Here is an 11,478-nt window from a genome sequence, read left to right as displayed (position 1 = left end):
CTGATGAAGGATGAACTGGCATCTGTGGGCTTATTTTGGAGAGCCGAACCAACCCCAAAATCCCCAACCGAAAGCATGTTGCCTGACGAGCTATAAGCGTTCCTCGTCGCGCTACTTCCTAAACCGACGTTTTATAGATTGCTCTTGAGCGGCCTGGCCGATAACTTCACCTGATTTTTTTGCAGAAATAATTGGGTGAAAAATATGCAAATTGGCTATGTAAGGGTGTCAACAAATGACCAAAATACGGATCTTCAGCGGCAAGCGCTCGAACGCGCAGGATGTGAACAAATTTTCGAAGAAAAAATGAGCGGAACAGTGGCTAACAGGCCAGCGCTGAAAAAGCTTCTTAAGACGCTGAAAGAGGGAGATACGCTGGTTGTGTGGAAGCTTGATCGCCTTGGGCGAAGCATGAGGAACCTGGTATTGCTGGTCGACGAACTACGGCAGCGTGGCATCCACTTCAAAAGTCTTACGGACAGCATCGACACTTCCAGCCCAATGGGGCGGTTTATCTTTCATATCATGTCAGCTCTGGCCGAGATGGAGAGGGAGTTAATTGTGGAGCGCACCCGCGCTGGGTTAGCCGCAGCTCGTGAGAAAGGGCGAATTGGTGGCAGGCGCCCGAAGCTGACAGAAGAGCAATGGGCACAGGCAGGGCGACTGATTGAGAAAGGCGTCGACAGAAAGAAGGTGGCGATCATTTATGATGTAGCATTATGCACTCTTTATAAGAAATTCCCAGTGAATAAGGCTGTTACTGAGACTTGACTACATATTACAGTTAATCAGGATTGTTAGATACACTGATTCCTATTTTTACCAAACTGAATGTCATTAAAGCCAGAACTAAAGCTACGATAGTAAAGGTGATTAGCATTTCCATGAGTACCTTTTCTGATTAGAGTATATTTTGGACAGCAGGAATCTTCGAACGTTCCGAACAGTAAAAAATGTGACGGAAAGGAGATGGAAGGGGATTCAGTTCCGAAATCCATCGAATGCAATGCGAGTTATGGTTGGTAACCCTAATGTGATAAATCAGAACCAATCATCTGCGAAGTGACTGAATGAACGCTAAAAAACTATTCTTGCGAACGAGTTTAAGTATACTGGTAGGCTGCTCTTATCAAGAGATTGACATAAAGATATAATTAGAAGCAAGAGAAAGTTATGACAAATACATAAGCCATAAAAACATCACATATTCAATATCTTGTCTGTTTTTTTATGCTAAATCACTGTAGATGTGATTTTTTCTCTTTGAGTCTGGATACAAAGGAAAGCGTCTTTTCTTTAGGGGAAATCATTAAAAAAACCGTAGTGGGTTTTTTCTCTAATTTCCTGATTCTATTAAGTTTACCATAAAGTCTTTGTTTTAACTTGTCTGCACCATCTTTTTCAGACTCCCACTCTAAGACTGCTTGGTTTTCCAACCCAATGTATGTGTTTACTGGAAATTTAACTCCTCTTTCAGACTTATCTGAGTATTCGCGGTCATGTAAGAATTTTAAAATTAGAACAGGGGGGGGGTGATCAAACTCATTCGTTTCAATAATTATTAATACCTTGTAACTTATGATTTGCATAAGGGTCTCGTGTGCATGATTAGCCGAATGAAGCGGTGTGTTGGTTAAATATACAATATTACTTGTTTTTTTGATTTAACGGATTCTATCGTATGCAATCTTAAAAAAAAGCCTGCGTTTAGCAGGCGGTAATAATGAACACTGCTATTGTAATTATGATTTTTTACACTGGTATTGCCTGTGTATCTGGGATATTAAAGATACTTCTGGGCTGCATCTAGTATTTCCTGAGAAGTAAGTTCTCGATCTGATGCAACATAGACAACTTCATGGTCACCTGTTAAAGAGGGAAAACCGGCTGACATGATCTGAAGGTTTACCTCTTCTCCATTAGGATATTCTTCGCGTATTGACGTCACGCCTTTTAGTACAGTGATAACTTTACTTGGTTTACCATTAAAGAAAATGATTACTTTTTTCATATATCCAACTGTATTTGAAAGCTTTTTGAGATTCGATGCTGTTCAAAAGGGTTTGGCTTATTCACGTTATGTCACCTCTCTCGAAATTAAAACAAGCATTATGCCGCCTTTACGTGTACTGTAGCGGTCCATTTGAACTGGAGAAGTCTATGACTGCACGTAAAAACACTCATTCCCGCCGAAATTATTTAGTAAAATGCCCTTGTCCAATCTGCTCAAAAGATTCCGAACATAGTTACAATCGTGTACAAAAGGGGGCTCAGTTGTTGTGCCCATACTGCAGCGCTTTGTTCAAATCTTCTCAGCGATTCTAAAAAAACAGTAATACAATAAATAAGAAGTGATGCTTTTGGAGGCTGCCTAACCTCTTACGCACTTTAATGTTTTATAAGCAGTTAGCTTCTGCTTTTAGACTGTTCATGCAGCAGACCTGCATTTCATCACATCGGTCAGCAAACTTCATGGTAAGTAAATATGCTGGCCTGTTGTAATGATGTGCGTACCGACTAATCATTGGCCTCTGATAAAATCATGCTGGCTTAAGTAATCCATTTAAAAATCATCTATCGCAGAGCGTTACATTGGCAGCGGTTGGCCCTTTAGTGCCAGCTATGATAGCGAATTTGACTTTTTGTCCTTCAAAGAGAGTATTAAATTTTTCTCCCTGCAGAGAAGAAGTGTGAACAAGAACGTCTTTACTTCCATCGAGTGGGGAGATAAAGCCAAATCCCTTATCGTCGTTAAACCACTTAACAAGACCGATTATTTTAGATGACATATAACCTCTGTTTGAAAATTTCAAACTAACAAGCTCATGAAAAGAAATATATGATGGTACACGTATAGACTCAAGAGGAGGTGATATCAGAGATAACGCCTGGTTATGAGGGTAGCTTTTGAAAATTTAGATTCATCATCGCAACGAATCAGCCAAACCATTAAGGCACGTGTTGAATGAATAAGCAAATTTTATTTTAGCCTTCCAGAAGGCCGTTAAAATAAGAATAGCTATTTCTAACTGGTCCTGTATAGTCAAATCTTTATTATAAATAGGAAAATAGTTGTCTCGTAAAATGACAGGAATCGTCAAAAGTTTTGACTTCAAGAGTGGAAAGGGGTTAATCATCCCATCAGATGGCAGAAAAGATGTTTTTTTACATGTTTCCGCATTAAGCAATAGCGAAAGCCAAACGTTAAAGCCTGGTGTTCGCGTTGAATTCTATCGTATAAATGGGCTTAGTGGTCCTATGGCTGCAAATATATTTCTTTCGTAAAATAAGATAATGCTGGATCAGATATAAGTGCACATCAAAAGTACATCAGATCATATATCTATTTGATCTATCAATTTTCTCCCCTGATTTTTTACATTTCCCACTTCACGGGTCACTGCATGCCAGGTAAACATCTCAGCTGGCACAGAGCCGTCAGATGCAATCTCTTCCGCTTCTTTCCCGCCTATATCCTGGCGCGTCCATTCCCGGGCCGCTTCCGGCGACAGAACCAGTGGCCGTCGGTCGTGAATGTCGACCAGTCCTTTGTCAGCTGCAGACGTTACTATCAGAAAGCCTTCTGCATCATCGCCGCGCTCGAATGGTGTACTGCCGATCGCCGCCATGAAAATGGGCTGGCCATCTGCCCGGTGAATAAAGTAGGGCTGTTTCTTGTCGCCTTCCTTTTTCCATTCGAACCATCCATCGGCGAAGCAGATCGCACGGCCATGCTGCCAGAGGGGCTTAAACATCCTGCTGGTTGCAGCGGTTTCGACACGCGCATTAATCAGTGGCGGTTTATCCCACCACCCGGGCGCGTAACCCCAGAAAACAGGATCGAGGTGCAACTGCTCGTCTCGTTCGCTCAACAGCAGGACTTTAGTACCGGGAGCCACGTTGTACCGACCAATAGGTTCAGGGTCATAGGCAATGTCACGATCAGCTCCGTCGGCCAGGTAAGCCAGATACTCTTCACGGGTTTGAGCTTGTGCAAAACGTCCGCACATTATTACCTCCAGTCGTCAAACTGAAAGTATAGAAGAAACGAAGAGGGGGCGAAATCGATAGCTCCAACAGCCCATGTTTCGATTGAGACTGTTGGAGCAAAAAAAACAATGTGTACAAGTTTGCGTATTAAAACTCAAAATAGATAGCAGATTTATTATCTATCACATTGATTTAAAATGAAAATACATGTATTCCTATAGCCGCTATCGTAAGGCATACCATTCCTTATGCTTCAACGGGTTGGCCATGGCACCCAAAATATCGGAAACAACGTTAACAATGATGACCAGGGAGCCAATCACCATCACCCCGGCGGAGATAGCCGCATAGTCCTGCTGGCGGATCGCATTAATCATCCAGCGCCCAAGGCCCGGCCAGCTGAAGACCATCTCGGTGATCATTGCCAGCGTCAGCATGGTTGAGAATTGCAGCCCGAGACGCGGAATAACCGGCGGCAGCGCGTTGTGCAGCACGTGGCGGCGTAAAATCGTCAGGCGAGACAGGCCGCGCGTGGCGGCGGCTTTTACATAGTTTTGGTCAAAGACGTCAATGGTGCTGATACGCATCAGGCGGATCACTTCGGTCGTCGGCGCGACGGCCAGCGTCAGGACCGGCAGCACCATGTGGCGCAGGGCGCTCACGATCATCTCATCGCGCCAGACTGAATCTGAAAGCCAGGCGTCAACGATGGCGAACCCGCTCACCGTTTGCACGTTATAGAGCAGATCGAAACGGCCGGCCACCGGCAGCCAGCCTAGCGTCAGCGAGAAGAAGAGGGTGAGCAGCAGCGCCAGCCAGAAAATGGGGATGGAGAAGCCAATCAGGGCAAGGGCGCTGATAAACTTATCCTGCCATTTATTGCGATATATTCCTGCCAGCATCCCCACCGGAATGCCTACGATAAGGGCAAAGCCGAAGGCCAGAATACAGAGCTCCATGGTGGCCGGAAAAACGACCTTCAGCTGCTCGGATATGAGCTGTCCGTTGATGCTGGACACGCCGAAATCCCAGTGTAGCAGGCCGTTAAACCAGAACAGCCAGGCGTCCAGGAGCGAAGAGCCCTGAAGCGGGGCGTGAGGGGTAAAGTAGCTAAGGCTGAAGCCGACAAAGGTTAGCAAGAACAGCGTGACCAGCAGCAACAGCAGCCGACGCAGGGTAAATATAATCATGGTTTCTTCACCTCTTGTTCTTTCTCACGGGTTACGCCCGCGAAGGAGGCATTACCAAACGGGCTCAGTACCAGCCCTTTAATATCGTAACGGTAGGCCTGAAGGCGCAGGGAAGAGGCAAGCGGCAGCACGGGGAGTTCTCTGGCCAGAATATCTTGCGCTTCGTCGTAGGCTTCTATGCGCGAGGCAAGCTGCTGTGAGGCCAGCGCTTTTTGCAGTACGGCATCAAATTCCCGGTTACACCAGTGGGCGTAGTTGGTCTGGGAGTTTATCGCCGCACAGCTCAGCAGCGGACGGAAGAAGCTGTCCGGGTCGTTACTGTCCGTAGACCAGCCGGCCAGGGTTAAGTCGTGATTCATGTCCATCAGGCGCGCCTCCTGGAAGCGGCCTTCAACAGGAACGATGATCACCTTCACGCCCACCTGCGCCATATCAGCCTGCAATAGCTCGGCGGTTTTCAGCGGGCTGGGGTTCCAGGCCTGGGAGCTGGTAGGCACCCACAGTTGCAGCGTCAGGTTTTCCGCCCCCAGCGCCTTAAGCTGTTCTCGCGCTTTCGCCGGATTATATTCCGTGATCTTCGCCTCGCCGTCGTAGGCCCACGAGGCGCGCGGCAGAATAGAGGCGGCGGTTTCCGCGGTACCGTAATAAATCGACTGCATCAGACGCTGGTTATTGATCGCCAGCGCCAGCGCATGGCGCACGGCCGGATTATTGAGCGGCGGCTTATCGGTGTTAAACGCCAGATAGGCAATGTTCATCCCGGGACGCAGGGTCAGGCGCAGGCGAGGATCGTCACGCAGAATGGTCAGCTGGCTGGCCGCAGGCCAGGCAAGGACGTCACACTCGCCGGTTAGAAGCTTGGAGAGCCGGCCGGTGCCGCCTGAACCCAGATCGACTATGACCTGCGGCATAAGCGGCTTGCCGCGCCAGAAGCGCTCGTGACGCTGCAGGCGAATGTATTGTCCTGCGCGGTACTCGCCCAACTGGAACGGACCTGTACCCACAGGCTCTCGGTCGAGGCGTTCCTGACGCCCCGTCTTCGTCAACCGATCCGCATATTCGGCAGACATGATGGAGGCATAGTGCGTCGCCAGGTGCCAGAGAAATGAGGCGTCCGGGCGCGTCAGGCGAAACTCAACCGTGTGGTTATCCAGCTTGCGGACGCTTTTAACCGTATCGGCGAACTGCAGGCTGTCGAAATAGGGGAAGTTGTCGCCATTGACGTTATGCCACGGATGATTGCGGTTGAAAATGCGCTGGAAGGTAAAAACCACGTCATCCGCGTTGAGCTTGCGGGTTGGAGTAAACCAGGGTGTGTGCTGAAAGGCGACATCATCGCGCAGGCGGAAGCGGTAGGTCGCACCGTTATCCATCACTTCCCAGCTTTCGGCAAGCTCAGGCACCAGCCGATAGGTATAGGGATCCACATCGAGCAGGCGATCGTAAAGCTGCGCGGCCAGCGTATCGACAATCAGGCCGCTGCCCGCTTTTTGCGGATTAAAGGTATCAACTTGCCCGCTGACGCAATAGACGAAACCGCTATCGCGGATATCAGGGGGCACAGGACGTTCGGGCGCAGCAAAGGCCAGATTGCTGAACAGACCGAGTGCAAACAGGGACGATAAAACCAGGCGCATATTTTTTAAGGTTTTTAGATTCGATCTGCAAAGTGTATCGCACTTACGCCTGCTTCGTAAAAATGTCTGGGGATAAGTGCTGATAATGTCAGCGCATTTGATGCTTTTTGAGCAATGCCCTTAGCTGATGGTAGGTCAGCCCCAGAAGTTCAGCCGCCCGTTTCTGGTTATATTTCGCCTCTGTCAGGCTTTGCTCAAGCAACTGCTGTTCCTGATGGTGCTGATATTGACGCAAATCGAGCGGTAACGTCGGGCCTTCATGCAGCGCAGCCGGTGCCGGGGGCGGTTTAACGCTGCGCTTGAAGGGATCGAGAATAATGTTGTCCAGCTCGGTGTCGCTGCTCCCGTGACGGTAAACGGAGCGCTCCACGACGTTTTTCAGTTCCCGAATGTTGCCCGGCCAGCGGTAGCCGAGCAGGGTCTCGGTGGCCTGTTCGCTGAAGCCGGGGAACAGCGGCAGCCCCAGCTCCCGGCACATCTGAATCGCGAACTGATCGGCCAGCAGCATAATATCGCTGCGTCGCTCGCGCAGCGGCGGCAGCTGCACGACGTCAAAAGCCAGCCTGTCCAGCAGGTCGGCGCGGAATTTGTCCTCTGCCACCATTGCGGGAAGATCGGCATTGGTGGCGCACACGAGGCGAACGTTCACCTGCAGAGGCTGGCTTCCGCCAACGCGCTCAAGCTCGCCGTACTCGATGACGCGCAGCAGCTTTTCCTGCACCAGCATCGGCGCGGTTGCCAGCTCGTCAAGGAAGAGGGTGCCGCCGTCGGCACGCTCAAAACGGCCCGGATGGCGTTTTTGCGCGCCGGTAAAGGCACCGGCTTCGTGCCCAAACAGCTCCGTATCGAGCAGATTCTCGTTCAGCGCCGCGCAGTTCAGCGAAATAAAGGGGCCGTCCCAGCGCCCTGACAAATAGTGCAGTCGGTTGGCGATGAGTTCCTTCCCCGTTCCGCGCTCGCCGATAATCAGCACCGGTTTGTTGAGGGGCGCAAGGCGGGAAACCTGCTCAAGTACTTCCAGGAAGCTGTTGGCTTCGCCAAGCAAATTGTCTTTGTATTCAGCCATGATGAAATTAACCACTCCTTAGCGATATTCACCAGGTGAGGATAGTCTCTGGATGGATAAATATCAATCACATTGAATGAAATCAATAAGATAAAAAGTTGGCATGGGATTTGTATTAACTATTCAGCAGGGCATCGCCCGATAACAGAACTATGAGGATTGAATTATGGGTATTTTTTCTCGTTTTGCCGACATCGTGAACGCCAACATTAACTCGCTGCTGGAAAAAGCGGAAGATCCGCAGAAGCTGGTGCGCCTGATGATTCAGGAGATGGAGGACACGCTGGTTGAAGTGCGTTCCACCTCCGCTCGCGCGCTGGCTGAGAAAAAGCAGTTAACGCGTCGTATCGAGCAGGCGACCACTCAGCTCAGCGAGTGGCAGGAAAAAGCCGAACTGGCGCTGCGTAAAGATAAAGAAGATCTGGCGCGCGCTGCGCTGATTGAGAAGCAGAAGCTGACCGACATGGTTGCCACGCTGGAACATGAAGTGACGCTGGTGGATGATACGCTGGCGCGTATGAAGAAAGAGATTGGCGAGCTTGAAAACAAGCTGAGCGAGACCCGCGCGCGTCAACAGGCGCTGGCGCTGCGCCATCAGGCGGCCAGCTCGTCCCGCGACGTGCGTCGTCAGCTGGACAGCGGTAAGCTGGACGAAGCGATGGCGCGTTTTGAATCGTTTGAACGCCGTATCGACCACATGGAAGCGGAAGCGGAAAGCCACAGCATCGGTAAGCAGAAAACCCTGGATCAGCAGTTTGCTGACCTGAAAGCCGACGATGAAATTAGCGAGCAGCTGGCTGCGCTGAAGGCCAAAATGAAGCAAGACAACCAGTAATAATTTCTGCGGCACCTGAGCGTGCCGCATCGTAAGACAAGGAGTACACATGAGCGCGCTTTTTCTGGCTATACCCCTGACAATTTTCGTGCTGTTTGTTCTGCCCATCTGGCTATGGCTGCACTACAGCAACCGCTCTGCACGCGGGGAGCTGTCGCAAAGTGAACAGCAGCGGCTGGCGCAGCTCTCTGCGGAGGCGAATAAAATGCGCGAACGTATTCAGGCGCTGGAAGCTATCCTGGATGCGGAACACCCAAACTGGAGGGACCGTTAATGGCTGGACTGAATCTGAATAAAAAACTGTGGCGTATCCCGCAAAAGGGCATGGTGCGGGGCGTATGCGCCGGGCTGGCCCACTATCTGGACGTCCCGGTAAAGCTGGTGCGCGTGGTCACCGTGCTGTCGATTTTCTTCGGCCTGGCGTTTATCACCCTGGTGGCATATATCATTCTGTCGTTTGTGCTCGACCCCATGCCGGAAGGCGAACTGGATGCTGAGGGCATGCCAACCAGCAGCGATCTCCTCAATGCGGTGGATGAACAGCTGAGTGCAGGGGAGAAGCGGTTGCGCGAGATGGAACGTTATGTCACCTCCGACACCTTTACGCTGAGAAGCCGTTTTCGTCAGCTTTAAGAGAGACTCTACATGAAACAACACTGGCAACAGGCCGGTCAGAAGGTAAAACCCGGCCTGAAAATCGCAGGTAAACTGGTTCTGATGACGGCGCTACGTTATGGCCCGGCAGGCGTGGCGGGCTGGGCGATCAAGTCTGTTGCCCGTAAACCGGTCAGAATGGTGCTGGCGGTCGCGCTCGAACCCCTGTTAAAGAAACTCGCTAAACGCGTTTCCCGTCGTTACCTCTCACGCTAATTATCCTTCCGAATAAGCCCTTTCTCGCAGAGAGAGGGCGCGAAACTCCCCTCGGCTTTTTTTCTTTCTTTGCGGCAGCTCACATTACTGCGTTGAGTTGCTTTAAGAATCTCTTTTTCCGTCCCCAGGTCCGTTGACAGATATTTTTCATGGGAGTAGATTGCCACTCCGTGGGACCGCTACCATGGAAAATAATGTGAACGCAAAAATTAAAAATCTTATCAATCATATTTACGGTGAATCATTTTCTGATGCACACCTTGACGTGCTATTAACTAAGCTTGAACAAGCGGCTGTTAATATTACGGAAAAGCGTAAATCCGGCTGGGATGAAAAAGATGTCGTCCTGATTACCTATGCCGATCAGTTCTCCGCGAAAGGGGAGAAAGCGCTGCCGATATTTACCCGTTTCTATAATGAATGGCTTTCTCGTACTTTTTCCCATGTCCATCTCTTGCCTTTTTATCCGTGGTCCTCAGATGACGGATTTTCCGTCATTGATTATCACTGCGTCGCGCCTGAAACCGGAACCTGGCGAGATGTTGCGGAGCTAAAACAGTCAGCCAGCTTAATGTTTGACTTCGTTTGCAACCATATGTCAGCTAAAAGCGAATGGTTTGCTAATTATCTGGCGCAGAAGCCAGGCTTTGAAGATTTCTTTATTTCTGTCGACCCCGATACCGATTTATCCGCCGTGACCCGTCCGCGCGCGTTACCGCTGCTGACGCCGTTTACCCTTCATGACGGAAGCGTACGTCACCTGTGGACAACCTTCAGCGATGACCAAATCGATCTCAATTTCGCCTCACCGCAGGTGCTGATTGCGATGGTCGATGTCCTGCTCCATTATCTTGAGGAAGGGGCGCGCTATATCCGTCTGGACGCGGTCGGGTTTATGTGGAAAATCCCGGGAACGAGCTGCATTCATCTGGAACAAACCCATTGCCTTATCCAGCTGTTCCGCGCCATTACCGACGCCGTGGCACCGGGAACGGTGATCATCACCGAGACGAATGTTCCGCACAAAGACAATATTTCGTACTTTGGTGATGGTGAAAATGAAGCCCAGATGGTTTACCAATTCTCATTACCACCGCTGGTGCTGCATGCCGTTCATCGTCAGGATGTAAAAGCCCTCTGCCAGTGGGCGGGTTCGCTGGCGCTGCCTTCAGCACATACCACGTGGTTCAACTTCCTGGCCTCTCATGATGGTATCGGGCTGAATCCGTTACGCGGCATTTTGCCGGAATCAGAGATCCTCTCGCTGGTTGAAAATCTTCAGCAGGAAGGGGCGCTGGTCAACTGGAAAAATAACCCCGACGGAACGCGAAGCCCTTATGAAATCAATGTCACCTATCTTGATGCGCTAAGCGCGCAAGACAGCTCCGATGAGGAGCGCATTACACGATTTATTCTGGCGCATGCGGTGTTGTTAAGTTTCCCTGGCGTACCGGCTGTTTATATTCAAAGCATACTTGGATCGCGTAATGATTACGAAGGCGTTGAGCGTCTCGGATATAACCGCGCGATAAACAGGAAGAAATACGCCGCTGGTGAGGTTGATCGGGAGCTTAATAATAAGAATAGTATTCGACATCAAATCTATTCTCGTTTAACCAGCCTAATCGCGATTCGCCGCGGAGAGCGCGCTTTCCATCCTGATAGCCAGGCAATTTTTGAAGCGGTGGGTGAACAAATTCTTAAAATTGTTCGCGTTGCTGAAAACGGGGAACGGATTACAGCATTATTTAATTTTAGTAATAAAATGCAGGCCGTTAATGAACCCGCGCTGTCCGGTATGGAATTATTATCTCAATATAAGATTAGCGGTACGGATCTGACCCTCAATCCATGGCAGGTAATGTGGATTAAAGAAAACTAAAAAGGACC

Annotated in this window: 16 protein-coding genes; 8 read left to right on the top strand and 8 right to left on the bottom strand. The window is 49.9% G+C overall.

Annotated elements, in window-relative coordinates; all coding sequences use genetic code 11:
* The first annotated feature begins 204 nt into the window (after positions 1-204).
* Entirely contained in the window at positions 205-771 is a 567-nt protein-coding gene (locus tag OWK27_RS19660) for a recombinase family protein (RefSeq protein WP_020689228.1), read from the top strand.
* 13 nt (positions 772-784) lie between these two features.
* Here the strand turns inward: OWK27_RS19660 and OWK27_RS24390 are convergent, their stop codons facing one another.
* The 3 genes from OWK27_RS24390 to OWK27_RS19650 form a co-directional block, all read right to left on the bottom strand.
* Complete coding sequence (locus OWK27_RS24390; protein ID WP_353418899.1) at positions 785-880, bottom strand: YnaM/YnfT family protein; 96 nt, start codon at positions 878-880, stop codon at positions 785-787.
* Positions 881-1,238: 358 nt separating this feature from the next.
* On the bottom strand, positions 1,239-1,589 hold the full coding sequence (locus tag OWK27_RS19655; protein WP_267591032.1) for a hypothetical protein: 351 nt from the start codon (positions 1,587-1,589) through the stop codon (positions 1,239-1,241).
* Between the two features lie 194 nt (positions 1,590-1,783).
* Positions 1,784-2,011: a hypothetical protein gene (locus OWK27_RS19650; RefSeq protein ID WP_071993718.1), complete on the bottom strand. Its 228-nt coding sequence runs from the start codon at positions 2,009-2,011 to the stop codon at positions 1,784-1,786.
* 35 nt (positions 2,012-2,046) lie between these two features.
* Here OWK27_RS19650 and OWK27_RS24305 point away from each other — a divergent pair, with 35 nt between their 5' ends.
* Complete coding sequence (locus OWK27_RS24305) at positions 2,047-2,325, top strand: YnfU family zinc-binding protein (RefSeq protein ID WP_319796355.1); 279 nt, start codon at positions 2,047-2,049, stop codon at positions 2,323-2,325.
* Positions 2,326-2,570: 245 nt separating this feature from the next.
* Here OWK27_RS24305 and OWK27_RS19640 read toward each other — a convergent pair whose 3' ends face one another.
* On the bottom strand, positions 2,571-2,789 hold the full coding sequence (locus OWK27_RS19640) for a cold shock domain-containing protein (RefSeq protein ID WP_047352218.1): 219 nt from the start codon (positions 2,787-2,789) through the stop codon (positions 2,571-2,573).
* Positions 2,790-3,072: 283 nt separating this feature from the next.
* On the opposite strand from OWK27_RS19640, the gene cspF reads away from it, so the two are divergent.
* Positions 3,073-3,285 carry a cold shock-like protein CspF gene (gene cspF, locus OWK27_RS19635; protein ID WP_072058474.1) on the top strand — a complete coding sequence of 71 codons (213 nt, stop codon included), beginning with the start codon at positions 3,073-3,075 and terminating at the stop codon, positions 3,283-3,285.
* 50 nt (positions 3,286-3,335) lie between these two features.
* Here cspF and OWK27_RS19630 read toward each other — a convergent pair whose 3' ends face one another.
* From OWK27_RS19630 to pspF, 4 genes are all read right to left on the bottom strand, one after another.
* Complete coding sequence (locus OWK27_RS19630; protein ID WP_194385742.1) at positions 3,336-4,010, bottom strand: SOS response-associated peptidase; 675 nt, start codon at positions 4,008-4,010, stop codon at positions 3,336-3,338.
* Positions 4,011-4,214: 204 nt separating this feature from the next.
* Positions 4,215-5,180, bottom strand: a complete 966-nt coding sequence (gene sapB / locus OWK27_RS19625) for a putrescine export ABC transporter permease SapB (protein WP_148419688.1) — start codon at positions 5,178-5,180, stop codon at positions 4,215-4,217.
* Positions 5,177-6,817, bottom strand: coding sequence for an ABC transporter substrate-binding protein SapA (gene sapA, locus OWK27_RS19620; RefSeq protein WP_148419689.1), 1,641 nt, complete (start codon positions 6,815-6,817; stop codon positions 5,177-5,179). The genes sapB and sapA overlap by 4 nt, the downstream gene beginning before the upstream one ends.
* 88 nt (positions 6,818-6,905) lie before the next feature.
* Positions 6,906-7,883 carry a phage shock protein operon transcriptional activator gene (gene pspF, locus OWK27_RS19615; protein WP_176610173.1) on the bottom strand — a complete coding sequence of 326 codons (978 nt, stop codon included), beginning with the start codon at positions 7,881-7,883 and terminating at the stop codon, positions 6,906-6,908.
* Positions 7,884-8,049: 166 nt separating this feature from the next.
* Between pspF and pspA the strand changes: the two genes are divergently transcribed.
* The 5 genes from pspA to OWK27_RS19590 all read left to right on the top strand — a co-directional run bounded on the left by pspA (position 8,050) and on the right by OWK27_RS19590 (position 11,470).
* A complete protein-coding gene (pspA, locus tag OWK27_RS19610) occupies positions 8,050-8,718 on the top strand; it encodes a phage shock protein PspA (protein WP_267591031.1) in 669 nt (222 codons plus the stop codon).
* Positions 8,719-8,767: 49 nt separating this feature from the next.
* Positions 8,768-8,992: an envelope stress response membrane protein PspB gene (gene pspB / locus OWK27_RS19605; protein WP_148419692.1), complete on the top strand. Its 225-nt coding sequence runs from the start codon at positions 8,768-8,770 to the stop codon at positions 8,990-8,992.
* Positions 8,992-9,351 (top strand): envelope stress response membrane protein PspC, encoded by a 360-nt coding sequence (gene pspC, locus OWK27_RS19600; protein ID WP_148419693.1) that lies wholly within the window; start codon positions 8,992-8,994, stop codon positions 9,349-9,351. Before pspB ends, pspC begins: the two co-directional genes overlap by 1 nt.
* Before the next feature lie 12 nt (positions 9,352-9,363).
* Positions 9,364-9,588, top strand: a complete 225-nt coding sequence (gene pspD, locus OWK27_RS19595) for a phage shock protein PspD (protein WP_148419694.1) — start codon at positions 9,364-9,366, stop codon at positions 9,586-9,588.
* A 184-nt stretch (positions 9,589-9,772) separates the two neighbouring features.
* The gene (locus OWK27_RS19590; protein ID WP_277932185.1) at positions 9,773-11,470 is read left to right on the top strand and encodes a sugar phosphorylase; all 1,698 of its coding nucleotides are present in this window, start codon (positions 9,773-9,775) and stop codon (positions 11,468-11,470) included.
* The last annotated feature ends 8 nt before the right edge of the window (positions 11,471-11,478 follow it).

It is taken from the genome of Enterobacter cloacae complex sp. 2022EL-00788 (genome assembly GCF_026627565.1).
GTDB classification, from domain to species: Bacteria; Pseudomonadota; Gammaproteobacteria; order Enterobacterales; family Enterobacteriaceae; genus Enterobacter; species Enterobacter pasteurii.
Note: the sequence above shows the minus strand (reverse complement) of the source record. Positions and strands in the feature narration are given on the sequence as shown.